The 26,532-nt window shown below is 37.2% G+C and carries 19 protein-coding genes; 2 read left to right on the top strand and 17 right to left on the bottom strand.

Annotated elements, in window-relative coordinates; translation table 11 throughout:
• Positions 1-726 carry a restriction endonuclease subunit S gene (locus D0T53_RS04925; RefSeq protein WP_255489393.1) on the top strand — a complete coding sequence of 242 codons (726 nt, stop codon included), beginning with the start codon at positions 1-3 and terminating at the stop codon, positions 724-726.
• On the opposite strand, the gene D0T53_RS04920 is transcribed toward D0T53_RS04925, so the two are convergent.
• The 17 genes from D0T53_RS04920 to D0T53_RS04845 form a co-directional block, all read right to left on the bottom strand.
• Complete coding sequence (locus tag D0T53_RS04920; RefSeq protein WP_163265676.1) at positions 719-1,942, bottom strand: restriction endonuclease subunit S; 1,224 nt, start codon at positions 1,940-1,942, stop codon at positions 719-721. The two genes, D0T53_RS04925 and D0T53_RS04920, sit on opposite strands and share 8 nt — an antisense overlap.
• Before the next feature lie 53 nt (positions 1,943-1,995).
• The gene (locus D0T53_RS04915; RefSeq protein WP_163265674.1) at positions 1,996-3,540 is read right to left on the bottom strand and encodes a type I restriction-modification system subunit M; all 1,545 of its coding nucleotides are present in this window, start codon (positions 3,538-3,540) and stop codon (positions 1,996-1,998) included.
• Positions 3,537-4,454, bottom strand: coding sequence for a DUF5655 domain-containing protein (locus D0T53_RS04910; RefSeq protein WP_163265672.1), 918 nt, complete (start codon positions 4,452-4,454; stop codon positions 3,537-3,539). Before D0T53_RS04910 ends, D0T53_RS04915 begins: the two co-directional genes overlap by 4 nt.
• Before the next feature lie 6 nt (positions 4,455-4,460).
• Positions 4,461-7,280, bottom strand: coding sequence for a type I restriction endonuclease subunit R (locus D0T53_RS04905; protein WP_163265855.1), 2,820 nt, complete (start codon positions 7,278-7,280; stop codon positions 4,461-4,463).
• A gap of 427 nt (positions 7,281-7,707) precedes the next feature.
• Positions 7,708-8,661, bottom strand: a complete 954-nt coding sequence (locus tag D0T53_RS04900; RefSeq protein WP_163265670.1) for a nucleotidyl transferase AbiEii/AbiGii toxin family protein — start codon at positions 8,659-8,661, stop codon at positions 7,708-7,710.
• Positions 8,654-9,421, bottom strand: coding sequence for a transcriptional regulator (locus D0T53_RS04895; protein ID WP_163265668.1), 768 nt, complete (start codon positions 9,419-9,421; stop codon positions 8,654-8,656). The genes D0T53_RS04900 and D0T53_RS04895 overlap by 8 nt, the downstream gene beginning before the upstream one ends.
• 682 nt (positions 9,422-10,103) lie before the next feature.
• Positions 10,104-13,166 carry a family 43 glycosylhydrolase gene (locus tag D0T53_RS04890; RefSeq protein WP_163265666.1) on the bottom strand — a complete coding sequence of 1,021 codons (3,063 nt, stop codon included), beginning with the start codon at positions 13,164-13,166 and terminating at the stop codon, positions 10,104-10,106.
• Positions 13,167-13,181: 15 nt separating this feature from the next.
• Positions 13,182-14,525, bottom strand: a complete 1,344-nt coding sequence (locus tag D0T53_RS04885; RefSeq protein WP_163265664.1) for a T9SS type A sorting domain-containing protein — start codon at positions 14,523-14,525, stop codon at positions 13,182-13,184.
• Positions 14,526-14,833: 308 nt separating this feature from the next.
• Positions 14,834-18,121, bottom strand: coding sequence for a T9SS type A sorting domain-containing protein (locus D0T53_RS04880; RefSeq protein WP_163265662.1), 3,288 nt, complete (start codon positions 18,119-18,121; stop codon positions 14,834-14,836).
• A gap of 383 nt (positions 18,122-18,504) precedes the next feature.
• On the bottom strand, positions 18,505-19,617 hold the full coding sequence (locus D0T53_RS04875; RefSeq protein WP_163265660.1) for an ABC transporter permease: 1,113 nt from the start codon (positions 19,615-19,617) through the stop codon (positions 18,505-18,507).
• Entirely contained in the window at positions 19,611-19,739 is a 129-nt protein-coding gene (locus D0T53_RS13545) for a hypothetical protein (RefSeq protein WP_255489392.1), read from the bottom strand. The genes D0T53_RS04875 and D0T53_RS13545 overlap by 7 nt, the downstream gene beginning before the upstream one ends.
• A gap of 12 nt (positions 19,740-19,751) precedes the next feature.
• Positions 19,752-20,861 (bottom strand): ABC transporter permease, encoded by a 1,110-nt coding sequence (locus D0T53_RS04870; RefSeq protein WP_163265658.1) that lies wholly within the window; start codon positions 20,859-20,861, stop codon positions 19,752-19,754.
• A 31-nt stretch (positions 20,862-20,892) separates the two neighbouring features.
• Positions 20,893-21,630, bottom strand: a complete 738-nt coding sequence (locus D0T53_RS04865) for an ABC transporter ATP-binding protein (RefSeq protein ID WP_163265656.1) — start codon at positions 21,628-21,630, stop codon at positions 20,893-20,895.
• Complete coding sequence (locus D0T53_RS04860; RefSeq protein ID WP_163265853.1) at positions 21,630-22,541, bottom strand: ABC transporter ATP-binding protein; 912 nt, start codon at positions 22,539-22,541, stop codon at positions 21,630-21,632. The genes D0T53_RS04865 and D0T53_RS04860 overlap by 1 nt, the downstream gene beginning before the upstream one ends.
• Positions 22,542-22,554: 13 nt before the next feature.
• Complete coding sequence (locus D0T53_RS04855) at positions 22,555-23,448, bottom strand: HlyD family secretion protein (RefSeq protein WP_163265654.1); 894 nt, start codon at positions 23,446-23,448, stop codon at positions 22,555-22,557.
• Between the two features lie 6 nt (positions 23,449-23,454).
• Entirely contained in the window at positions 23,455-24,705 is a 1,251-nt protein-coding gene (locus D0T53_RS04850) for a TolC family protein (RefSeq protein WP_163265652.1), read from the bottom strand.
• A gap of 82 nt (positions 24,706-24,787) precedes the next feature.
• Positions 24,788-25,408, bottom strand: a complete 621-nt coding sequence (locus D0T53_RS04845) for a TetR/AcrR family transcriptional regulator (RefSeq protein ID WP_163265650.1) — start codon at positions 25,406-25,408, stop codon at positions 24,788-24,790.
• Positions 25,409-25,693: 285 nt separating this feature from the next.
• On the opposite strand from D0T53_RS04845, the gene D0T53_RS04840 reads away from it, so the two are divergent.
• A complete protein-coding gene (locus tag D0T53_RS04840; protein ID WP_163265648.1) occupies positions 25,694-26,314 on the top strand; it encodes a phBC6A51 family helix-turn-helix protein in 621 nt (206 codons plus the stop codon).
• Positions 26,315-26,532: the final 218 nt, after the last annotated feature.

Below are 26,532 nucleotides of genomic sequence, written 5' to 3'. Positions count from 1 at the left end.
TTGAGAATATCTCCAATCTTACAGCTTTTCCAGGTCGTTGTTTCTTTAAAGAGAATCTGTCTAATCCCTTTAATTAAGGATTATGCATCTCCTTTGACTGCACTTGTGGATGGATTATATAATTTCCTCGATGAAGGAAAAACTCTCATAAGATTTTCTGAATTTGGAGAAAAGCATCTAAAAACAACACTGGGGAATATTACCAATAATTTCAATCGCCGCAATAAGGAGAAAAAGGTTTTTCCAATGTACTCTGTTACAAATGATCAAGGATTTGTTGTTCAATCTGAAAAATTTGGAGATCGTGAAATGATAGGTGAAGATATAGGCTCTTATAAAATTATAGAATCAGGAGAATTTGCTTATAACCCAGCCAGAATAAATGTAGGCTCAATTGCACAATACAATGGGGATTTCCCTTGTATGATCAGTTCTCTTTATGTATGCTTTAAATTGAAAGATAGTATCGATTCTAGTTGGGCTTCATATCTTTTGAAATCTAAAAGAGTAAATTTCTATTATGATGTATATGGTGAAGGAGGGGTTAGAGTGTATCTTTTTTATCCCAATTTTTCCCGTATTAAAATCTCTATTCCAAATTTAAATGAACAGAAGAAAATTGGAAATTTTCTTTCAGAAATAGATAGACGGATTGATATTGAGACTAACTTGCAGCAAAAATATTTACAACAAAAATATTATCTTTTAAGATATTTGTTTATATAAACATATTTTTAAGTAAGCACTGTTTTTGTTTTATAAATGAAATATATAGCTTATATTCATTGAAAATTTTATCTTCAAGGGCAATCAGTATCTCATCGATTTTTGATTGCTCTTCCAAAGACGGAATTGCTATAGGTAATTTTAAAAATTCCTCAACATTTATCGATCGTCCATCTCTAATACCATATGTGACTAATTTTAGTGTTTTTATAAATCGACTGGATATAAAATAATCTTTCATAAAGGCATATTTCAATAAATGAGTTGGTTTTAAAACCGTATACGCTGGACTACAGATGCCTTCTTTTTCGGAAAAAGCAAAGCCTCCTTGAAATGAGCGCAAATGAATAATATAATTACCAGACTGAACAATTTTGTATGTTCGAGTCGAAGCTTGTTCAAATTTTATATCAATATCTATTTTATCACGTTCAATCATCCCTCGTGTTTGACTTGCAGATAAAATAAGATTTATAGATTGATCTATATTTCTTGCAGTACTTACATGAAATAAATCTCCATATGTATATTGTTGCCAACAATCTGAAAATTCAGGGAACCGTAAGAAAGACTTTCTATTATGGAAGTTATACAGTACATCCACAAGTGCAGTCTTTAGTTTTTTTAAGTCCTCAATTATTTTGCTTTGAGTTTCAATACGCTGGTCAAGCAAAGATAAAAATTGGGCTATTTTTTCCTGTTCTTCTCTTTCTGGACAATGTATAGGTAGCTTAAAAAATGTTTCATCTTTTATACTTACTCTATCATATCTAGCACCACTATCTCCATTCAAATACATAAATCTATGCCAGAAGGAGCTTTTAAAGAAATAAAACAAAAAACTTTTATTAATATTTTTGACCTTAAAACAAAGGTATAGTGGAGAGACAATACCTAAATTGTCCCCATTATAAATATTTACAGGACCATATGGAGCTGTTACCGATTTTCTCGGATTATATACATAATCTCCATTTTCAATTATATAATATCCTCCAGTATTGTCATCATTAGCTATCTCTTTGTCAAAAAAATCCAATTGAGGAATAAGGCCGTGCTGAGCAGAGTTGCTAATAACATTATTAATTCTACCATTTTTGTTCTTTGTTGTTATTTTTTGAGCAATATCCGAAAGTTTATATTCCTCCCACTCTCCCTCAAACTCCGGAAATCTCAAATTTGGAACATTGCCTTTTTCTTTTCTATCTTGCTTCATTGCACTCATTTATTTTCTTAGCTATAAACATTAAGGATTTCAGATAGAAAAAATTAAAGGACGAGTCCCAATTCTTTCAAATACACTTCGATTTCTTTATCTAACTCAGCTCTCTTGGCTTCAAGTTCCTTGATTTCAGCCATTACTGCGTGAATATCAATTTCTTCTTCCTCCTCGAAAGTATCTACATAACGAGGAATGTTCAGATTGAAATCGTTGTCTCGAATTTCTTGCAAAGTTGCACAATGGCTGTATTTCTCTATCTCTGTACGATTACGGTAAGTTTCGATAATTTTATTGATATGTTCCAGGCGAAGTTTGTTTTGAGTTTTTATTTTCTCAAAGTCTTTGCTGGCATCAATAAAAAGAATATTGTCATCTTCTTTACGACATTTCTTAATGACCAAGATACAGGTGGGAATACTTGTTCCATAGAAGATATTTGCCGGTAGACCAATTATGGCATCAATAAAGTTTTTCTTTTCAATCAGAAATTGACGAATCTTTCCTTCCGAACTGCCTCTGAATAATACCCCATGTGGAGCTACACAAGCCATAGTTCCACTTTCATTCAAATGATAAATCATGTGCAGAATAAAAGCATAATCAGCCTTCGATTTTGGAGCAAGTACTCCGGCAGAACTGAAACGATCGTCGTTATTAAACTTGCTTGCAGCACTCCACGTGGCAGAAAAAGGAGGATTTGCCACAACTGCATCAAATTGCTTTTCTCCGAAATCATCAGCTTCTAATGTGTCTCCATTTTGAATGTCAAAATCGTTGTATTTTACTCCATGTAAAAGCATATTCATGCGACAAAGATTGAAAGTTGTCGGATTCTTTTCTTGCCCGTATATCACATCTGCTTTTCCACTTTTAGCTGTGCGGAGCAGAAGAGAGCCACTGCCACAGGTTGGATCATATACATCTTTCAATCGTGTTTTTCCAGTAGTTACAATTTCAGCTAATATCTGGCTAACCTCCTGAGGCGTATAGAATTCTCCCGCCTTTTTTCCTGCTCCGGCCGCGAATTGAGAAATCATATATTCGTAAGCATCACCAAGAATATCAATTTCTTCCGCCTCTTCAAGACCGAAATCTATTCCATTCAATGCAATAAGCACATCACTGACCAATTTATTTTTGTCGTCAGCAGTCCTTCCCAGTTTGGGAGAAGCCAAGTCTATATCGGAAAAAAGACCTCCGAAATCATCCTCGCTTTCTTGTCCGGTAGTACTATCCTCTATGCGTTTCAAGGATCGTTCGAGAGCAGGAAGAATATTCTCTTTTTTCTCAACCATTCCTATAATTGTAGAAAAAAGATATTCCGGCTGTATAAAATAACCTAGATTTTCGATGCAAATTTCTTTTATATCATTTTTTAGCTCAACATCATTGCCTGCCCAAGCTTCTTGAAAAGTACAACCATCTTCTTTTAATTCGTCATTTACATATAACTCTATTTTTTCCGAAAGATATTTATAAAAAATAAAACCTAACGAAAAATACATAAAGTCACTTGCCGACATATTCCCTCTCAATGTATTTGCGACTGCCCATAGTTGAGCACGCAGTTTCTGTTGTAATTCTTCACTCATTTTCTGTTTTTTCTTAAAGATTGTTTCAATAAACTAATGATGTAATCAATATCATCTAAATCTGTAAGTTTAATTTCATAGGAGCCATTTCCCCAATGGCCTACATTTGATACATCTCGAGCTATTTCTTTTTGATCTTGTAAATCACCACTTTTAAGATTTACATATATTTTCAATTTCTTGTTTTGTAAAATAATATCACAAAAAATATTGTTGGCAATTCGAAAATCAATTGTTTGTTTTTTGGGTTGCATTGTGATATTATCAGCCAATGACATTAGTCGTTCTTTTACATTTTCATACAATTCTCTGGTTTCGAAATCAACTTTTAGTAAATGATCTTGTTCTGTATATACTTTTATTTCTTTATTTACTTCTTCTACTGTTTTATCACTTCGAGAAATAGTCTTAATACTTTCTTTTGCAGAAAACTTTTGAATTTGTTCAAAGGAAATAGTCTCATTCTCAAATCTTTTTATCTCCCATAATTCAATAGGCAAATCTTTAAAGTTGATAGCTTCTCTTTGGTAATTTGTGAACTGAGGAGAAATAAAAATCACCCTTGATTGAGACCAATCCACATCTGAACGCTTTAATGTCGTTTGTCTAGATTCATTAAATTCAAGAATAAAATCAGCTTTATTGTTAAGCATTAGAGACAAATATGCATATCCTTGATCTATAACACTAAAATTCTTGTCTCGCTTATACTCTATAATAACAAATGATTTCGTTTCTATATCAAAAGCTAAAGTGTCAATCCTAAAATTATTCAGAGAAAATTCTGAACGAATGAACTCCAAATGCAATAATATATCCACATTTTTTTCGACTAATGTTTGGATATCCTTTTCAAATCTGAAAGGGAGCTCTTTAACAATATCAAATTGCCCTACTAATCTGAATATACTCATATATGCTTATTCCCAATTAAACAAATTAATAATTTCTCGTAACTTTCTTAATATACGAGATTGAATCGTTTTACGTTCTTTTAATTTTACTTTTTTCTTTTTGATTGCTTCTTGAATGATTTCAGGTTTTTCTCGCTGTAGGTAATCATATTCCTGTAAGAATTGAATTAATGCTTCCTTATCTATATCCTCTTCATCAGAAAGATACTCTACGGCTTCTTCCCTTGCTTTATTCATGTATTCGTTTAGTCTACTTTCAAGATCGATAGAACCATCAGCCTTAGACTTTTCGAATCCATTTTTATTGTCATCTATATTTTGACGGATAAAACCATCGATCAGTTTTGCTTTATTCCGCATTACCGCATCTTTTATCATTGTATCAATGATTTGTTGACGTTTTTCCTGATAATCATCAGCGGAAGGATTCAAGTCCGCAATAAGTTCCAAAATGTAAGCCACATTGATTATATCGCTGTGAAGTAATTCCAAACAAAAATCTATATCGTCAAGTGTTCTATCATCTCCGTAAGGAATCTCTGGCTCTGCTGCAATATTTGTATCGGTGATATTTATATTTCCAACGGCAATATCCAAATATTTACTTCGAAAGTCTTCGAATTCTTGCTCCTGCATAACAAGCTCCGTATTGTCTTTGTCGAATTCTTCATAAAGCTGTATTTCTGCTCTTTTCTTTATAATTTCTCGAAAAGCTAATACGAAATCCCGCTTGTCATATTCACTTTTCAGTCCATCAATCGAGTTTATATTAGGATATTTCTCTTTGAAATCTAGAAGTAATTCATTGAATTCCTTCTTAACTTGTTCAAAAGGTGGTCTGATGATATCTTCGATAGGATTATCATTGCTAAAAAGTTTTATAGCTGTATCTACATTGTTTTTTAAATCACGAAAACAGACTATTTTCCCAAAACGTTTCTTTTCATTAAGTATACGATTTGTGCGACTAAATGCTTGGAGAAGTCCATGATATTCTAAATTTTTATCAATATAAAGCGTGTTTAATTTTTTTGCATCAAAACCAGTAAGAAACATATTAACCACTAACAACAAATCTAAAGGCGGCATATCCGCTTTCTTCTTTTTCATCCGCAAATTAATATCATCAGAATAAGCCCTAAAGTTTTCAGTCGAATAAGCTGTCCCAAACATTTGATTGTAATCATTCATAATACGCTGTAACTCGTCAGCTTCTACAGTTTCGGATGCAAATCCTTGATTCATTCCGGTCTGTTCATCATCCTGATTACCATTTGCCGCATAAGTAAATATTGCTCCTATCTTGATTTTGGAGTTTAATTCTTTAAATATTTTGTAGTATTGTAATAACATTGATATTGACTGTGTTGCAAATAGAGCATTATATTCACCATCAAATGTTGATTTATTAAAATTAGCAAGAATGAATTTAGCTATTTCTTTCATCCGTACTTCATTTGCGTAATCAACAACCTGTTCGTCATTTCCTTTATAATACTCAACGAGAAAGCCTAAAACATTTTCATCAGCGATTGCGTCTTTTATTAAATATTTATGTAAACATTCTCCAAAAACCTCTTTAGTTGTTATCTCCTGTTTGGCATTTTCGACAAAGATGGGTGTACCTGTGAATCCGAATATCTGCAAATTCTTAAAGAAGCGAACGATATTTCGATGGCTATCACCGAAATGACTACGATGACATTCATCAAAAATCATCACAACCTTCTGATCACTAACCTCTTGTAAATGCTTGTTGTAATAATCTCTGGTTATGGCTGTATTTAGTTTTTGGATAGTAGTAATAATAATTTTAGAACTTCCACTCAAACGTTTAATTAATTCAAGTGTATTATCAGTGCTATCTACTGCTCCTGGTTCAAAGGCTTCATACTCTGCTTGAGTTTGAGTATCTAAATCTCTACGATCTACAACAAAAAGGACTTTATCTATGCCATCGATTTCTGATGCTAATTGGGCTGCTTTGAAAGAAGTTAATGTTTTGCCCGCTCCTGTTGTATGCCAAATATATCCATTGTTGTTAGAATTCTGAACTTTATCCAAAATTCTTTCTACTGCATAAAATTGATAGGGACGGAGTATCATCAGGCATTTATCCCCTTCGTGTAGAACAATGTATTTGCTTATCATCTTTCCAAGATTACATCTTTCCAAGAAGAAGTTAGCAAACATACTTAAATCATTGAAGGGTCTATTTTCTGCATCAGTCCAGTTGAATGTAAATTTAAAACCGCTATTCGGATTGTTAGCAAAGTAACGAGTATTAACCCCATTAGAAATTACAAATAGTTGTATATAATCGAACAGCCCGCTGAAAGAGGTTTTGTGGTAACGTTGTATTTGGTCATATGCTTTTCTCAACTCAACACCTCTTTTCTTGAGTTCTATCTGTACAAGAGGTAGACCATTAATAAGGATTGTAACATCGTATCGGCAAGTCTTTCGTCCTTCAATCGTGATTTGATTGGAAACCTGAAACTCATTTTGACACCATTTGCTCTTGTTAAGAAACTCAACCCAGATGCGCTCTCCTCCCTCCAACTCAAGAGGGTATAAATCGCGAAGTTTTTTGGCTTTCTCAAAACGGGTTCCACCCTCTAAGTAAATAAGTATCTTTTCAAATTCTTTTTCAGTAAACCGTTCTCTATTATGTAATATTAATTGTTTTTTATTATGTTTTTCGAGTTGAGTTTTGAAGTTGGTATATAAGTTTTCTTCTTCTTTTATCTGAATATACTCATATCCATTATCTTGTAAGGTTTTTATCAAACCGTTTTCTAATATTTGTTCACTTTGCGTTACCATTTGAAGAGCTGTTCTATTTCTAATCGCCAAAGATACCATTTTAATCTTAAATCTATTACATTGAGGATTAATATGTGAGCTAAATCCCTCTTTTACAACTATTATAGCAGGAATAAGTAAAGCAAGGTAAGCTTCTACTTTGTTCTTGTTCCAAAGCAGGTATTTTTTACACCTTTACATGCCTATCTATTTTCTCATTTATCTCCGATAGCTTTCATAAAGCTAGCTCGTTTGCGAAGAAAACTACAAGATATTGGACTGTTAGTCGGGAAACGTGCTCCGAAAAGAAAGTAGATATGAATTTTAACAATAAATTTGGATTACACTCCAAGAAAATGGCGGTATTTTTGGATTATCTCCAAAAATGTTCAAAAATTCACGTGGTTTGTCCGAAAAAATCACATATAATTCGGACATGTAAATCTTGTTATTTGTTATTCCTCATCTTCCAAACTGCCATTGGATGATCTTTGATCCGCTCTACAATTTCGATATCTTCAAACAATAATTCCGGTCGATAAATATTGCCGTTAAAGTTTTCAATAAATGACTTTTCATCTTCGGTAAATACTATCAGTTTCATAAGAAACTCTTTCACTTCTACTTTGGCTGATTCAAAGTCAAATCGTTCGCTTTTCCTAAGGACAGGAAGTAAAGAACTCCTGATTTGTGCAAATTTCAAGTTATCAATACTTTCAAGACTATAACTGTTTGAAGGTTTATCACTTCCTCCTACAGCAAGATAGAATAATATAATTTTGCGGAGTTTGTTCATCTCATCAGGATGGATGATGTTATATTTCAACATATTGTGAATATCATACAAGTCCCGGGGAGCTGTCCGCTCAATAAGAGCTTTAATTTTACTCCCAAATAGTTCAAGGGTAGAGAGTGTTTTTACTTCAGAGTCAAATTGTAGAAAGTCTATATTCACTTTCTTTTCAACTATTGGCAAGATATGATTTCGCAAAGAATAGTTTATCTCTACTTTCAGGTTATCTTTATTCCCTCCTGCGTTCTGGAAATAAAATACCCATGAATCAAGAGAATGCGGACTTTTGGTATTAGGACTCAAAGCATATCCTTGTGTAAACATATAGTTCAAAAAATCCTGATTGATATTCTCCCGGATTGTCATCATTTTCTCCCGTGAACACTCTTTGGTAAAATCCAAATCGATATCAACCGATAAGCGTGGAAGATTAAAAACTGTCAGGTTAATTGCAGTTCCTCCTTTTAATGCCAAATGTTCTGCAAATAAAGGATTTTCATTTAAGTGTTTCAAGATATCACAAAGCCGGAATACTTTTTCCAGATTATCCCGAATAAAATCTGTACCGGAAGCTATTCTCTCCAAATCAGTTTTGCTATAATTATACATTGACGTTTCCTCCTTGTTCTAAAAATGAAAGAATGTTTTTAGGAGCGTAAAGCTTCCATTCACTAAAATACACATTGGATTCCTGTTGATCTGTCAGATAACGGATACTTTTCCCAATCTTGGATTTACAAAAATCAAAGAAAGCATCACTTAACTTCATTTCTTTTTGAAAGTAGCCAAGAACAAATCCTGTCTTTTGATAAAGAACCTGTTTATTGAATTGCTTCAAATAGTTTTGTAGTTTATGCTCGTTAATATAAGTGATAAGGGCAAAACATTCTATCATTTCTTCCAGTCCTCCACTTCGGTCTATTTGATTAATGCAATCTAAAACAGTGCGTTCCAAATCGGTTACTCTGATTAATGTATCGGCAGGAGGAATAATAACTCCGGCATCTGATTTCGATTCCGAATAAATATAACTAATCCCATCGTACTCAAAGTTGTTGAACCTCTCTTTGGATGAAACCTGCATTTCATAAAATACCTGATGAGCCAGACCATGATATTCTAATGCAGCATGGTAGGATAGGTAAGAAGAAGAGTTTATTTGACTGGCTATTTCGTACTTTGAAGCAGAACTGGTTTTTGTAGCCAAATCCGTTGCAACGTAGAGATCTCGCCTTACTTGTGATATTAGCCCTTGCTGTTTATACCTCCGCAAAAGTTCTTTTGCTGCATTTTCGTCACCGGTCAATACAACAATATCTTTTTTATGGAAGATTTTGAGTTTATGGAATTCTTCGATATATTTACTCATATCCTCTTCTTGGATTTTATTTCTCGCACAAAGATACATAAAAATATGTATTATTGAGCTAAAAACAAAATAGTAATTAGGAAATCTACAAATTTATTTCTACCTTTGTCCTATCACTTAAAGAGGAAAAGTTCTCTTAAAAATCACTCCAAAAACGGAGTGAGTAACGAGTGAGTAGAATACATTTTTCGATAGTTAAATAACTGACAGTATATGGGTTAGATGGAATATTTAAAATCCGTCAACGCCCACCACAGAAAATCAAGCAGTTACAATAATATGTAGCTGCTTTTTTTGTATTTACTACTTCCTTGTAACATATTTAAGAACACAGTGCGTTCGATTAATAATTATTTAATTGATACTGTCCTAAAATTTGATCCGTAATCATCTCGATTATTCTTTCCTCCCAAATAAAACTTTATCTGCGTACTACTGCCTTCAACCTTCAAAATAGTAAGCAATCTAATAAACCTGAAGGAAACTATAACTATCTTCGAACCATATCCTTTTTTCCAAAGATAAAAATTAACAAATTATCTCCCCCACCCCTTTTTTATGGAGATCTGAGAAGATCCTAATATTTTTTTTTCAAAACCTAAAAATAAAAAAAGTGATCGGAATTTCTTCCGACCACTCGTGTCCTAAATAGGCTAGTTTTTGCGTTGTAAGTACAAAAACACTACTCTACAATTATTTTTATCGATATATTTTTATTTGCAGGATTTAATTCATCTTCTCTTTTCATATTAAAGATAGGAGTTCCATCAAATGCAAAATTAACACTTTTCACAAAAGCATGACGTCCCGGATCATATAATCCTCCATCTGTTGTTTCTTTCGGGTTACGGGCATGATACACAATAACAGGATTTCCGTATTTATCTGTTGTAAAAGAGTTGTGCCCCGGACCACTTTGACCTTCTGGTAAATCCTCTGTCGACAACAACGGATATCTCACTTTAGTCCAAGACTTTATATCTAACAAATCAGAATCTTCGTCAGCATATATCAAGCCTACACAATATGTATGATTAACAGCCGAAGCCGAAAAAGCCACATATATCTTTCCGTTATGCTTTATAACAGCCGCTCCTTCGTTTACCCAGGGGCCTTCCCATTCCCATGCATATTCGGGCGAAGTTAAAAGCGTGTAAGCACTTGTTGTTTTCCAAGGTTGCGCTCCATTTACTGATGCTATAGCTAAACTAGAATAGCCTATTGCTTGTGCCCAAATTACATAATGAGTTCCTTTATTCTCGAAATATGTCATATCTAACGAAAAGTCTCTAAATGAAGTGTTATCTCCATTCGACGGCTCCATCAGATGTCCGACAGTTTCCCAACAAGCCGGATTGTACGGGTCTTTTTCTCCTAAACTGCAAGTTATAACACGCGGACGAATGTTGAAAGCAGCATTATTTATAGATGTTGTGAAGAAAACGAACCAAGTTCCGTTTATCTGATGAATTTCCGGAGCCCATACATAACGGAAACATGAAGAACAATTTTTTTCGTCCCAGATTGTTATTTCTTCGGCTGTCGCTAAACCTTCAATGCTAGTTGCACGTCGTAATATCACACGGTCGTAACCTTCCGGATCGCTGGATCCGACCATTGGGTACGATGCCGTAAAGTAGTAATAACCGTCATCTCCTTTTGTAATCCACGGATCAGCACGTTGACGGATTAATGGATTTGCATAATCGGGTTGCTGAACAATTCCGCTTATGGTATATTCTCCGGGAGAACCCAAATCGATATTATTTATATCTTCTTCACTCCATTCAACTCCTAATTGTTTAGTCGATCCATCGTTGTATTCTGCAGTAACTCTGTCAGGCAAATCAAGTTGACCTCCGTTTTGAATGGTAATAGGATTTATGCCGGCGATTCCTGTATTGGTAATTTTTCCATATTTTCTTACAACTTTGTCATATTCATCTTTAGTAAGAGCAATTACGCTACGATCAATTGCTTTGTTTGGATATGTACCTGAAGTAGCAGGACGCGAAAATGCAGCTATTTCGACAGTTGATTCTATTGTTTTGAAATCTTTCGTAGTAGTTTCATAGTATTTACCATTTCTGCCCTGCCACCTGATAGAATAAGCGCGCTTAGCATTGTTATAATCGCACATGAACATCACGATATTTATCTTTTCATTATTTAGTGACAGATATGTTTCATCTACATAGTTAATCAAGTCGGGCGAATGGTATATAATAACTCCATTACTATTGTTATCTGTTGCCATCATACCAAAAGAGCCATCGGCCTTTCTGAATAACCAAGGCTGACGGAGTTTCTTTGTGCCAACCAGAGGATATACAACAGCTTTACTATTATTTAGCGATGTATAAGCCGAACCATCCTGACTGTTTGCTATAAAGAAACTATTTGTCCGTTCGGTTCCACCTGACATAATATAGCTCATTAAGTATCCATAACTGTCTTCAGCCACAGTTACCACAAAGTCTTTACTTAAAGAGAGGCCTCCTTTCGATATTGTAGCAGTTAATGTAACTTGTTGATTTCCGCTACCCACAGCCGGACGATTAACGATTCCATTATTATCAAGAAAAGAATTGTTGTTACTAACCCACGATATAGCATAATCTTCGCCTGTTACAGAAGGCAAAACAATATTTTCCGTCACATAAGATATTCCTAGGTCAAATTTACTGGTTATATACTCCAACTGTCTTTCGGGAGTGTCAGCCAAAACGTTGATAAGGAACGATTTTTTTACAGATTTACCAGCCAATGTAAGGGTTGCAGTCAATACAACTTCACGATCAAGCTTTTTGTCACGCATTATTTGTCCGTCCTCGCTGATGAAAGCAATATCTGATGATGCCCATTGTATACGGCTACCATTACTACCCATAGCAGGTAATACCAAATTGTTCATCATATCGGTTTCGGCAGGAAAGCTGAGTGCATTTTTATCCTCTTCTAAGGCATTCAGGAGTGCTTCGTTGCCCAATCCTAAATAATATTCGTCTTTTATGTCAAAATCGGTTAAAACTGTTTTGAATACTTTTACTCGCTTGACAGATCCTTTATAAAACTTGTCGTTATATGACGATCGTCCGATATAAGCTACTAAATTACTACCAAAATCGCTGACAGTACGGCTGATAGCAACTTCTCCTATCTTCGTTCCGTTGTAATAAGCCTTGATAACCTCCGGTTGAATAATAGTTGTGTATAGCGCCCATTCGTTACTAGTTATAACACCATTCATCCCTTGTGAAGCCGTGGTTGGAGAAAACCCGTACTCACTGGTCCAGGGCGAGCCTGTTTGTATATGGTTTGTTATAACCGATTTAAAACGTCCGTCCATATTTGCCGGGTTTAGTAACCAGTATTGAAGAGGCGGGCTTTGTGTTGTTCCGAAAAACATAGCAGCATAATTGCCTGAGCCGGTTTCGTTCTTCAACCAAACCGAGATAGTCAACGTATTCTGATTGTCGAACATACCTGTTGGTAATTGTATATAGGCTGCATTCGAACCGGCATTACCTCCGGGAAGCCTTATCTGTCCGTTTGAAACCGCAGCACCCGATCCTTTTATTGTCCCATGATTTGCCATAGGCGATGAGTCGGTTACTTTTGTGCTTCCCGATGGATCGTTAAACTCGTAATGTAAAATCAAATTATTGCTTAAGTTGTTCTGCGCCACTAGTGGGAGATTCAATACAAATGCAGCGATATAGATTAGTGATAATAACTTCTTCATGTTATATAGTATTTTTTATTTTACAAGTACTTTAGTGGTATATTTATTGTTTCCTGTTATCTTAATAAGATAAAGTCCTGCCGTTACATTACTTGCCAAGATAGCATGAGAACCAAGTATTTTGGTTTTAGCAACAAGGGTTCCGCTAGTGTTATAAACCGACACAAAGCATCCATAATACGATTCGTCAATAGCATTTGCTATTATAGTATTTTTATCGGTAAATACGTTTAACTGAGACTTGTTTAGCACTTCATTACTAATATTGGTTCCGTAGTTTAAGTCCTTTATACAACGAATAGAGTATCCATTTGAACGATAATGGGAACTTTTTGCCTGTACCAAAAGATCGGAAAGAAACATGTAATATGCTAAGGAATTGTTTGCCGTTGACGACCAATACATTCCATAGTCTCTGGTCATAAAAAACAATCCGTTTGTAAAATCCCTGCTGCCACTCATTGAATACCCCGATATATTTTGCTCTGCTTCATTTAATAAATTTGGATACATTTTGTGTGCTGGAGGTATACGCCATCCTTCGGGTGACGGATCAAATACACCCTTTTCTCCGGTTGTTCCGCACCATAATGTATCATTATGTAGAGGATTGGAACTATACCAGTCCTTACCGTTTACGTCATTCCCAACATAATAACTTAAAGGATTTTGGATAGCGTTGGCTAAATTATGGGTTTCGATTACATCTTCATACTTTATACCTTGATCCAATACATTATTGTCAATGTCGTATATTGTGCGTCCTATATTGCTGTAGTTATTTTCAAGTATCGAACCGGCTCCGGGGAATGGGTCTTTACGCCCGAACTGATATAACAATCCGAAAGATTCCGGATTATCGTTCAAATCGGTTGTTGCTCCTAAGTTTGTAGACATAAAAAACAGCTCTTCGCCATCGGCCGCATATCTGATATTTTGGTTTTTCGGGTCGTAGTCAGTTACCCATATATGCCAACTGTATCTTATTATTCCTCCAATTTTCAGTCCGATTACCGCATTACCCTTATTGCTGTTTGTTACAATATTAATATTTGCGGTTTTTGCCGTTCCTTGTATTGATACCGAAGATATTAGCGACTGATTATCCTGCCAGAGCAATTCTGCCGTAATATTACCAGATAAATCGGGATTTGTATTGGACAAACTTTCTATTTGTGTCCATATTGCATAAGCTTTTATGATGGGAATGCTAATGCTACTACCCGGATTTACAATATAAGCATTGGGTAGTTTCAACTCCTCAGGGCTTGTTTCATCTGATATTTGAGCCGATAAATTAAAAACACCTCCAATAACAAAGATTATTATTAAGGTCAATTGGTACAAGTCTCTTTTCATAAGATAAAGCGTTCAAAATTAGTTATTTAATATTTTCCAAAGTGTAGCATTAAAATTAGATAATTTATATCTTTATAATTAGGCTGATATGAATTGGATAATTTGATGCATTTTCACTATACTCCGCCATAAATATACGTTTTATCTACGAATACACCTCATTTTATAGATTAATCGGACTATGTATGTTCCAACCCAATGCGTTTTTTACCAATATAGCAGTAATGTGTAACCAATGTAGTCACAAAAAAACGGATACCCCTATTGATAGAGATACCCGTTCTGGTATATAGTTTTATAAAGATCGTTTACTTTTTTACCACTATTGCCCGATACAATCTGTCGGTTGTGCGCACAATAACCACATAACTATTTGGTGTTAAGCTACTCATATCCAGCTTTTGAATATTGCCCGACAGCGAAATAACCTCCACACCCTGCACGTTGTAAACGTCGACTTGCCGAACATCGGCTGCTTTGATATACAACACATCGGAAACAGGATTTGGATAAACCGAGAACACATCGCTATTGTTGCTGCCAATACCTACCGGCAAGCCTTCCACCGTATATGTAACGCTTACCTCTGCTTTGTAGCCATTTTTGCCAACCACCTTGCTGTTGGTCATAATTACGGTATACTCACCCGTGTTGAGGAAAGTAAGTGTGCCGTTGGCATAAGTGTAGTCTGTGCCGGCTGTTGCATTGACTGCTGTAACTTCGCTTTCGGTACCATCGATTACCGGAATGGCAATACCTGCATTTACCTGAACAGTATCTGCTGCCAAGGTTTGAGGCGATATGGAAAGACCATCGGCATAAGGCGCTCCATTGCTTATAGCAGCATATAATGCTGTTAACGGCAATTGATTATGGGTGCAATACAAAGAGCTTAATGCCGGGTTATTTGTAACATCCAAAGCACTTAGTTGATTATTATCGCAATACAAAGTGCTTAATGCCGGATTGTTTGTAACATCCAAAGCACTTAGTTGATTATTATCGCAATACAAAGTGCGTAATGCCGGGTTATTTGTGACATCCAAAACACTTAGTTGATTTTCAGAACAAGACAAATAGCGTAATGCCGGGTTATTTGTGACATCCAAAGCACTTAGTTGATTAGTGGAGCAAGACAAATCGGTTAATGCCGGATTGTTTGTAACATCCAAAGCACTTAGTTGATTATTATCGCAATACAAATAGCTTAATGCCGGGTTATTTGTAACATCCAAAACACTTAGTTGATTATTAGAGCAAGACAAATAGCTTAACACCGGATTGTTTGTGACATCCAAAGCACTTAGTTGATTATTAGAGCAAGACAAAGCGGTTAATGCCGGATTGTTTGTGACATCCAAAGCACTTAGTTGATTATTAAAGCAAGACAAAGAGCGTAATGCCGGATTGTTTGTGACATCCAAAACTCTTAGTTGATTATTATAGCAATCCAAAGAGCGTAATGCCGGATTGTTTGTGACATCCAAAGCACTTAGTTGATTATTAAAGCAAGACAACAGGGTAAGCTCTGAGCCTTTGACGGTACTAATGGAAACCGTGTAAGATTTGGTGTCGCCGTAAGTTACCGAAGCTGTTTTAGCTCTGTCATCTCCACTATATGTCGATTGGGTGCCGTTGCCCCAGTCTACCACCACATTATCGGTGCCAGAGGTTGCCCTAAAACTAAAACTTTTGCTCGATGCACTACCCGTCCAGGTGAAGGTTACGGCAGGCGGTGTTACCGTATATGTAACTCTTACCTCTGCTTTGCTACCATCTTTGCCAACCACCTTGCTGTTGGTCATAGTTACGGTATATTCACCCGTTTTGAAGAAAGTAAGTGTGCCGTTGGCATAAGTGTAGTCTGTGCCGGCTGTTGCATTGACTACTGTAACTTCGCTTTCGGTACCATCGATTACCGGAATGGCAATACCTGCATTTACCTGAACAGTATCTGCTGCCAAGGTTTGAGGCGATATGGAAAGAGCATTGGTATAAGGCGCTCCATTGCTTATAGCAGCATATAATGCTGTTAACGGCAATTGATTATAAAAGCAAGACAAAGCGGTTAATGCCGGGTTATTTGTAACATCCAAAGCACTTAGTTGATTATTATAGCAATCCAAATAGCTTAATGCCGGATTGTTTGTGACATCCAAAGCACTTAGTTGATTGTTATCGCAATACAAAGCGGTTAATGCCGGATTGTTTGTAACATCCAAAGCACTTAGTTGATTGTTATCGCAAGACAAAGCGGTTAATGCCGGGTTATTTGTAACATCCAAAGCACTTAGTTGATTATTAAAGCAATACAAAATGCTTAATGCCGGGTTATTTGTAACATCCAAAGCACTTAGGTGATTATTAAAGCAATACAAAATGCTTAATGCCGGGTTATTTGTAACATCCAAAGCACTTAGTTGATTTTTATAGCAAGACAAAGAGCGTAATGCCGGATTGTTTGTGACATCCAAAGCACTTAGTTGATTATCAAAGCAAGACAACATAGTCAGCTCTGAGCCTTTGACGGTACTGATGGAAACCGTGTAAGATTTGGTGTCGCCGTAAGTTACCCAAGCTGCTTTAGGACTTTCATCTCCGCCTCCACTATATGTCGATTGGGTGCCGTTGCCCCAGTCTACCACCACATTATCGGTGCCAGAGGTTGCCCTAAAACTAAAACGTTTGCTCGATGCACTACCCGCCCAGGTGAAGGTTACGGCAGGTGGTGTTACCAGATAAAATGCCGTTACGGTAAGGTCGGAACCTTCGTCACTTGTGCCATTGCGTACATTGGGATTGGTCATTTCCACTTTATAATATCCTTCTTTATGGAAATAAAGCCTGCCTGCATCCCACGAATAGTCTTTACCTTTCACAAGAGTTTGTTCCCAGCTGTAACTGTTATAGTTGTAAACGAAAAGAGTGAATTGGGTTTCTACCCCGCCAAAAGAGAGTTCCGAGCTCAGGTCGGTGTATGCATTTACCATTATGCTATCGGTAAAAGACTGGCCATCTATGTTTTTAGATGTGCTTATATTCTTATTCGCCCATATAGGATAAAGTTGCGACAAGGGCAAACGGTTCTTATAACAGAGTAATGATTTTAGTTTTGTGTTAACGGCTTCGCTAATTTTCAGTTTCTTGAGGCGATTGCTGAAACAATATAAGGTCTCCAGTTCGGGAAGCATGCTCACATCCAATTCGGTAAGCCAATTGCCGTCTCCACGGCATATCAGAGATGTCAGTTTGGTAGCTTTGCTCACATCAAGGCTTCTCAGGTTCATATCTAGATATACACTAAAATAGGTAAGGTCGGTTCCCGCATCTGCCGTTATGGTAACAGTATAGCTCTTGGCTTCGGTGTAAGTTATAAGACCTGTGACCGATGTAGAAGCATCTGTTCCTGTACCACTCAATTTAGCGATGGTTCCGTCTCCCCAGTCCACGGTAATATTATCTGTTCCTGCTGTTGCCCGCAAGCTTACAGATTTAGCCCCATTGGCAAAGGAATCCCATGTGAAGGTAATTTTTTGTTGCGCCTGCGTTGTATATGCCAACAGGCACAGCACGAATAAGAGTAATACTTTCTTCATTTCGATGTATAGTTATTTTTTATTAAACGCTAAGAGTTTTAGACACAAAAATATTTATCGCAAACAATACAAGGCCTACCACCTTTGCGTTTCGGATTATAAAATATGTTATTCGTTTTTTATATAGTCGAAATACGAAATATCGGGAGGATAATGCAGCACATTTGTGCTTTTGCGGGCACAAAGGTAAGTACTAAAAATGATTTTTTTGTGTCAAATCGCAACAAAATGCCGACACGAAATGACACAAAGTGTTAACACATAATATTTAACACGCTGTATTTCAGAAATGTGTGAAATTTCGATGAAAAAAAAATCTACTCTCTTCTTATCCGACACATGCCGGGGACAAAAGTAAGGAGCCTTAAAAGAACAGCAAAAAATCAGCTGCTTTTTCTATAACTCAATACAGCCCATCCGTTAAAAAATACGGCAAATCCGCAAAGTATATATAACTGACCGGTCAGTTCGGTCAGGCTACTTCCTTTCAGATATACCGAACGCATAACTTCGATAAAGTATTTTAAAGGATTAACAGCCGCAATAGCTTGTGCCCATTGGGGCATGCTGTTTATAGGGGTATACAAACCACTTATAAGAATAAGGATAAGCATAAAAAAGAACATAACAAACATGGCCTGCTGCATTGTATTCGAATAATTCGATATAACCAGCCCCAGCCCCGAAACAACAAGTATATATACGCTCGCATACAGGTATACCGTACCCAGACTGCCCGCAGGAAACAGATTGTAGGCAAGGGCGGCTATTCCGAAACATATGGAAATAACAATGAAGCCTATAACCCAATAGGGGATAAGTTTTGCCAGTATAAACACAAATTTATTTACAGGTGTAACATTCATCTGTTCGATAGTTCCGGCCTCTTTTTCGCTAACAATATTCAGTGCAGGTAAAAAGCCTGTAAGCATGGTTAAAAGCATTACCGTAAGAGCCGGAATCATAAACACCTTATAATCGAGAGAAGAATTGAATTTATTGTTGGGCACAATGTTTATAACAGCCCCGCCGTTAGCAGTAGCCTTATAACCATGCACCTCGCGCAAGTCGTCCGAAAAATCGGCTATAATTGTAGCCAGATATCCCGATCCAAGCCCTGCTTTTGTTCCGTTCACGGCATTCGACGAAATCATTACTTCGGCAGCAACTCCCTGCATAAGATGTTTCTCGAAATCGGGTTGAATATTAAGGATAAGATCGGCATTGCCCGATTCAATACTTTCCATAGCCTTACCGTAAGTATCGGCAACATCGTAAATATGAAAATAACCCGACGAAACAACTTTCTCTATAAGGCGTGCAGAATATGTGCTGTGGTCGTTATCCACTATGCTTATTTTCAGGTTCTTTATTTCCTGATTCGCCGCCCAAGGCAAAATTAGTATTACCATAACAGGCATAGCAATAATCATCCTTGGGATAAACGAATTCCGAAGTATTTGTTTAAACTCTTTTTCCAACAGAAATTTCAGCATGGCTCTTCGTCTTTAATGTTTTCGTCCGAAGCATTATCCTCGGCACGGGCGTTGTTGTTTTCAGCCGTATTTTCTTTCTCCTGCTCTATTTGCACCAAAGCCTCTAATAATAAAAAATTCATAACCGTCATTTTTTATTGCATACGCGTTTTGAAACTCCGTAAACTGATTACCATAAGCACCAAAGCCATAAATATAAGAATGGCAAACTCCCTTATCACAAATACACCGTCAACACCTTGTATCATCAATTTCCTGACTGCCTCTATATACCAACGCGCCGGCGTAATATTCGCTATCCATTGCAATATTGCGGGCATGCTTTCGATAGGGAACATCATACCCGACAATAATATTGTTGGCAACATTAACCCCATACCCGAAATAAGCATAGCTGCAACCTGTGTATTTACTACATTAGATATTAAAAGCCCGAATAGCAGAGCCACAAGAATAAATAACAGCGACACTGCCGTTAACAACACCAAGCTGCCTGCAATTGGTACGCCTAACACAAATACCGACAATAAGAGAATGGTAATAAAATTCACTATCGATAGTGTAAAATAAGGAACAGCTTTTGCCAGTATTATATATATGGGCTTAACGGGCGAAACCAACAACACCTCCATGCTTCCTGTCTCTTTTTCGCGAACTATGGCTATAGATGTCATCATGGCACAAATAAGCATCAGTATAAGCCCCATTACTCCTGGCACAAAATTATAAGCACCCTTCATCTGTGGGTTATAGAGCATTCGTATCTGTGGAACGATGGTAAAAGGTGCGCCGGAGCTACCCTCTGTTATTTCGGAATATTGCCGGTTAAGAATATTTGTTGCATAATTGGTTATTGTTGTTGCCTGATTAGGATCGGTTGCATCAACTATCAACTGAATATCTGCCTTGCCTGTGTGCAATAAGTTATTGCTAAAGTTTTCGTCAAAAACCATAACAATACTAGCCCTGCCTTCTTTCAGTACTTTCTCTATCTGATCGGGGTTATACAAATAGTCGGACACGGTGAAATATTCGCTTGCCTGAAACCTATCGATAATATGGCGGGTAGTTGCATCTTTCGACGGATCGAATACCGCAACCTTAGTATTCTTTACTTCGGTACTTATTGCAAACCCGAAAAGAATAATCTGCACAATTGGCATCCCTAACAGAATGAGCATTGTGCGTGTATCCCGAAGGATGTGGTAAAATTCTTTTCTTATGAACGATAAAAATTGAGACATCTGATGATATTAATTTCTTTTTTTTTGACAATTATTCGCGCGTAGCCCTCCGTGCATAAAAACGGAAAACCTCATCCATGCTTTGCACATCGCATTTGAGCTTCAGATTTTGAGGAGAATCTAATGCTACCATTTTTCCGTCTACCATTATCGAAATTCGGTTGCAATATTCCGCCTCGTCCATATAATGGGTAGTTACGAAAACCGTGATGCCATTGTCAGCAGCCTGATATATCAGTTCCCAAAACTGGCGCCGGGTAATCGGGTCGACTCCTCCGGTAGGTTCATCCAGAAATACAATCTTCGGAGAGTGGAAAATAGATACCGAAAACGAAAGTTTTTGTTTCCATCCCAATGGAAGTTCCCTTACCTGTGTATTTCTTTCGTCGCTGAACCCCAATTCGTCCAATATCTGTTCGGTTTTTTCGGATATCTGTTTGCTTTTCATTCCATATATCCCCCCGAAAAGCCGTATGTTTTCCCACACTTTCAGGTTGTCGTAAAGCGAAAACTTCTGACTCATATAGCCGATATTCTTTTTCACATCTTCCGACTGTTTCCGTATGTCAAAACCCGCAACAGTTCCCGTGCCCGATGTTGGCAGGCTTAAACCGCATAACATTCGCATCGCCGTTGTTTTTCCCGCACCATTAGCTCCTAAAAATCCGAATATCTCGCCCTTTGCCACCTCGAAAGTAATGTTATCGACAGCAACAAAATCGCCAAATTTTTTGGTCAGGTTTTCGGTTTGTATTACAGTTTCTTTCATTATGCTTGTGTTTCGGTCATCAACATAAAACAGTCTTCGATCGAAGGTTTTATTTCCTGAATATTGATATTGGTATGGCCTTTTTGCTCCAGATAATTTCTTAAATCGAGCATGGTCAGGCTTTTATCGACGGCGGCATGTAAGGCATCCCCGAATGTAAAGCAGGTTTTAACCTGATTATAACTGCGCAGATCGTTAAACAAGCCGAACATAGCATCTCCCTTTACCGCCCATAAAGTTTCGGAATACCGGGCTACAATATTATCAGGGGTATCAATCTGCATAAACGAACCGTTACGCATCAGAGCAATATAGTCGCAAAGCGAAGCCTCGTCCATATACGGGGTCGATACCAGTATTGTTATATTCTGCTCTTTCAGCTTCTTCAACATTTCCCAGAATTCTTTTCTCGATACAGGGTCGACTCCCGTCGTCGGTTCGTCAAGAAACAAGACTTTAGGTTTATGGATTAAAGCACAGCTTAGTGCCAGTTTTTGTTTCATCCCTCCCGATAACTTACCTGCTCTCCTTTTCCTGAAAGGTTCTATTTGTTTATATATATCCTCTATCAGATAGTAGTTCTCCTCGATGGTTGTATTAAAAAGGGTTGCGAAAAAGTTTAGGTTTTCTTCGACAGTCAAATCCTGATACAGGGAGAATTTCCCCGGCATATATCCTATTTTTTTACGAATCAGCCGGTAATCGTTCTTAATGTGGCTTCCATCTACAAAAGCATCTCCTTTGTCGGGTAACATTAAGGTTGTCAGTATGCGGAACAAAGAGGTTTTTCCTGCACCATCGGGACCTATTATCCCGAAGATACACCCTTCGGGCACCTCAAAACTTATATTGTTTAAGGCTTGAACCGAACCAAAGCTTTTGCTTATATCTTTTACCGAAACCGCACTCATTTCAACTTTGTTTTTAAAACCGTATTTCTCCATACATCCCCCTTTTGATGTATCCGTCGTTTTTCACTGCAATCTTCACTGCATAAACCAAGTTAGCCCTCTCGTCGCGGGTCTGTATTGTTTTAGGTGTGAATTCCGCCTTATCGGATATCCACGTAACCGTACCTTGATACTCGCGACGGTCTTTTTCGCCCATATCGGCATACACTTTTACCTGTTGTCCCATGTTCAGCATAGTTAACTGCGATGCTGTTATATATGCCCGCAAATACATGCGTTCTATATCGGCAACTTTAAACAAAGCCCGTCCTTGTGTAGCCAACTCACCACGTTCGGCATACTTTGCCAGAACCGTTCCTTTAATTGGACTGGTAATTATCGATTTTTCGATCTGGTCTTCAATCTGAGCTATTTGCATGTTCAGAGACAAGTTCTCATCCTTTATGCTACTGTTTGTGTTGCTCAACGTTTCCAGCTGAGCAGCCAGTTGTTTCTCTAACAGTTTTATCTGCTCATTAATATCGTCCAATTGCTTTTGGTTTGCAGCATTTGCCTTAACCAGATTCTCGAAACGTTTTTGCTCTTGCTTTTGAGTAGCAATTTGTTGTTGCAATGCTGCAATTTGTTTCGGAATGCTCGTCTGTTTATTGCTAACTCCACTTGCCGATGCTATCAGCTGCAGCTTCTTTAGATGAAGCTGCACAGTATCGATAACCCCGATATACGAAGTGGAATCGACCAATTGCCCTTCCTGCACATTAAATTGCACCAACTCGCCACTTCCCCTTGCCGAAACAATTACTTCTGTTGTTTCAAATACGCCCGAGGCATCGAAATCGTCATTGCTGCCACAAGCAGATACAATTATTATACCGATCGCGATAAATAGTAGATTGCTTATTTTCATTGTATTTTAGTTATTTGTTATATATTTCAGATTATATATTGCCTGAATAAGTTCAAGTTCGTGTGTTATCTTGTCTTGCTTAGCCATTTGTTCGGCAATTACTTCCCGCATATAATCGGTAACCGACATAGTTCCGTTATGAACCTTAACCTCGGCCGAATGCTTGATAGAACCCCGCAATGTAACTATATCATCGTCCGAAGCCAGCACCTCGTTCAGTTTCCTGATATTGCTGTTTTTCTGAGTCGCCTCCAGATTAGTATTAAACATAAAGGTTTCGCGTCGGGTTCGTATAGATTCCTGATTGGTTTCGATAACCCTGAGATCGTTTTTCCGTGTATATAAGCCCCCAAACTTCCATGTAAGTCGTACTCCCCCAATATAATAAGCCGAAAATTCGTTTTCAAGCATATTCAATCCGGGACGCCCATATCCTCCTGTCAGAAAGACACCCAGTTTAGGCATTAATCCCGCTTTTATTTCTTTCCTCATCGCATCCATATTTCGCGACTGTGCATCGTATAATTCCAGTTCAGGACGGTTAATATCCAGTAATAAATACGAGTGTATTTCGGGCTTCTGCAATACTGCATTTTCGGTTATTCGTTCTCCGATAAAGGCCGATAACATTTGCATAAAGGCCTGTTTATCGTGCCTGAGTTGCGATTGGTTTTGCTTCGCCTTCAGTTGCTCTACTTTAATCACATCCCGATCGGATTGATTAGCTATGCCGTTATTTATATATGCTGTTATTTGATCGTAATTTCGTTGCAATTCCTTTTGATAAAGCACATTTTGTTCAAGCATAGCATCGTACAATAGTATTGAAAAGAATAACTGATTGATGCTTTCGTTAATACTATACATTGTTACATCTATATTCTTTTGGTCTACCTCGGCTTGTGTTTTTATTGCGTTACGTTTAGAACCGATAACACCTCCATCCCATATTGTTTGATCCAAGTCCAGCGTAACACTGTATTGATCTTTATGTAAACCTTCGACGCCCGGAATATTTACAGGTATTTCTGTAACTTCGGATTGGTATGTAGCTTTTGCCGACAACTGAAACTGAGGCAAATAACCTTTACCGGCATTCGACAAATTATAATCCTTCGACTTCTCGATAAGACCATATTGTTTGATAAGCGGATAATTGGCTTTTGCTTTTGCATAACAATCTTCTATCCGTATTTGCCCAAAACAAAACGCAGGATAATAAAAAATCAGAAATAAGATAAATACGCTGGGTTTCATAAGTGTTTATTTATAATTAATTCTTGTTTTTATCTTGTTAACAGCCGTGATTAACAACCCTGTTAACAACGTGATAAAAAAATTATACTTTCAAATGGCTCAAAATCAGTTCAACATTCATTGCTTTACGGTGCTGTAAATAAGCTTTAAATTTATCATCATCATTCATATTCAACAATTCTTTAGCCATCGGAGATATGATGAACACAAATATATTAAGCGACATAATATTCATAATAAGGTCATAAGCTTCTATAGGGCGAATGCTTCCTTTAGCAACCTCAATGTCCATTTCATCCTTAAACTTGGTTAAAACAGCTAAGGCTTTTGGCGAAACTACTTTCAAGAATTTTTCCCGACGCTCCGGATTATCCAGTATTTCCCTGAATACAAAGCCGGGCAAACGAAAATTAGAAGCTATTGCATCGAAATGGTTTTCGATACCTTTTTTTACCTTTTCGAGAAAAGGCAAATCCTGCTCAAATGATATTAATAATACTTTTGACATCATTTCCGATTTTTGCCGAAATATCATATCAAACAAGTTCTCCTTTGTCCGGAAATAGTAATGCAACATTGCATGAGTTACACCCGCTCTTTTTGCTATTTCGGTTGTTTTAGCTTTATCGTAGCCTTTTTCTAAAAAAACGGCCTCTGCTGCCTCCAGTATAAGTTGTTCGTTGTTTTTTTCTTTTGTAGACATATTATTTTTTCTTATTAACAGCTTTGTTTAACACGGCTGTTAATGCAAATATATACGATTATCTTATACACTAAAGCAGACTCTCCTCTATTTAACTTTTTTAAACAATAATCAACGGCAATAGTAAAAAGCTTTGTTGTTCGAAGCACAAAAACTAAAACATGATTAAAAAAAGAAGCAAATACCATATTTAACTAAATAACAACCGGTTGCCAAAAATATCCCGAAGAAAATTCGAACGTTTTATCTATAAGTAAAAAACTAATATTTAAAACCACTAGAATTATGGCAAAGTACACTCCCGAAACAGTAGAAAAAATTTGCATCCTTATCTCCGAAGATTACCTGTCGATTGCTAACGTGTGCGATGCNTATACCCCCGAAACAGTAGAAAAAATTTGCATCCTTATCTCCGAAGATTACCTGTCGATTGCTAACGTGTGCGATGCAGCAGAAATAAGCCGCGAAACGTTTTACGAATGGAAGAAAAACAAACCCGAATTTGCTCAGGCTGTTGAAGAAGCAATCGAAGAGCGTCAGGAACGCTTGTACCGTCTTGCTCGAAATGCCATGCGCCGAAAAATGGAAGGCTATACCCAGAAAATAGTGAAAAAGAAATATGTTCCCTCGGCACTCGACCCCGAAGAGATGGAACTGAAAGAAATAATTGTAACCGAAAAACACTGCGAACCAAAAGCGTCGGACATTGCCCATATACTGAAAATGGAGCGTGAAGAACGTCGCGAAAAAGCCGAGAAAGAAGAAAAAGAGAACTCGCCAAGCCGTCGGCCCATCATTGTAGAAGTTGTAGACAAAGAAACCAAATGGGAGATGGAACAATTGCCCCGCCGCCTTAACGATCCCAACTACGTATATCAACCTATGCCCGACGATTACGAAGGGTAGTTTTATTGCTTAAAAAACGTTCTTTTAACTGCCGCTACTGCGCGTGATCGAAGATCACTTGCATTCCTTTTGCCCTATGCCGCAAAAGGAATCAAAAAGGCATTTTGCGGCTATACCTTCTTGGGGACAGCATTGCAGCCGTAAAGGCTAAATTAAAAATAACTCGCAGCTAAAGCTGCTCAAACAGCTTTTAATTTTTAACGCCTTTGCCGCCTGCA

Origin of the sequence: Dysgonomonas sp. 216 (assembly GCF_010501065.1) — a bacterium.
Lineage (GTDB): Bacteria > Bacteroidota > Bacteroidia > Bacteroidales > Dysgonomonadaceae > QVMM01.
Note: the sequence above shows the minus strand (reverse complement) of the source record. Positions and strands in the feature narration are given on the sequence as shown.

What these genes read in the sequence shown, in the direction of transcription:
- D0T53_RS04920 (WP_163265676.1), bottom strand. Translation starts at nt 1,942, where the DNA reads ATGAAGCAAGATAGAAAAGAAAAAGGCAATGTTCCAAATTTGAGATTT.
- D0T53_RS04915 (WP_163265674.1), bottom strand. Translation starts at nt 3,540, where the DNA reads ATGAGTGAAGAATTACAACAGAAACTGCGTGCTCAACTATGGGCAGTC.
- D0T53_RS04910 (WP_163265672.1), bottom strand. Translation starts at nt 4,454, where the DNA reads ATGAGTATATTCAGATTAGTAGGGCAATTTGATATTGTTAAAGAGCTC.
- D0T53_RS04905 (WP_163265855.1), bottom strand. Translation starts at nt 7,280, where the DNA reads ATGGTAACGCAAAGTGAACAAATATTAGAAAACGGTTTGATAAAAACC.
- D0T53_RS04900 (WP_163265670.1), bottom strand. Translation starts at nt 8,661, where the DNA reads ATGTATAATTATAGCAAAACTGATTTGGAGAGAATAGCTTCCGGTACA.
- D0T53_RS04895 (WP_163265668.1), bottom strand. Translation starts at nt 9,421, where the DNA reads ATGAGTAAATATATCGAAGAATTCCATAAACTCAAAATCTTCCATAAA.
- D0T53_RS04890 (WP_163265666.1), bottom strand. Translation starts at nt 13,166, where the DNA reads ATGAAGAAGTTATTATCACTAATCTATATCGCTGCATTTGTATTGAAT.
- D0T53_RS04885 (WP_163265664.1), bottom strand. Translation starts at nt 14,525, where the DNA reads ATGAAAAGAGACTTGTACCAATTGACCTTAATAATAATCTTTGTTATT.
- D0T53_RS04880 (WP_163265662.1), bottom strand. Translation starts at nt 18,121, where the DNA reads ATGAAGAAAGTATTACTCTTATTCGTGCTGTGCCTGTTGGCATATACA.
- D0T53_RS04875 (WP_163265660.1), bottom strand. Translation starts at nt 19,617, where the DNA reads ATGCTGAAATTTCTGTTGGAAAAAGAGTTTAAACAAATACTTCGGAAT.
- D0T53_RS13545 (WP_255489392.1), bottom strand. Translation starts at nt 19,739, where the DNA reads ATGAATTTTTTATTATTAGAGGCTTTGGTGCAAATAGAGCAGGAGAAA.
- D0T53_RS04870 (WP_163265658.1), bottom strand. Translation starts at nt 20,861, where the DNA reads ATGTCTCAATTTTTATCGTTCATAAGAAAAGAATTTTACCACATCCTT.
- D0T53_RS04865 (WP_163265656.1), bottom strand. Translation starts at nt 21,630, where the DNA reads ATGAAAGAAACTGTAATACAAACCGAAAACCTGACCAAAAAATTTGGC.
- D0T53_RS04860 (WP_163265853.1), bottom strand. Translation starts at nt 22,541, where the DNA reads ATGAGTGCGGTTTCGGTAAAAGATATAAGCAAAAGCTTTGGTTCGGTT.
- D0T53_RS04855 (WP_163265654.1), bottom strand. Translation starts at nt 23,448, where the DNA reads ATGAAAATAAGCAATCTACTATTTATCGCGATCGGTATAATAATTGTA.
- D0T53_RS04850 (WP_163265652.1), bottom strand. Translation starts at nt 24,705, where the DNA reads ATGAAACCCAGCGTATTTATCTTATTTCTGATTTTTTATTATCCTGCG.
- D0T53_RS04845 (WP_163265650.1), bottom strand. Translation starts at nt 25,408, where the DNA reads ATGTCTACAAAAGAAAAAAACAACGAACAACTTATACTGGAGGCAGCA.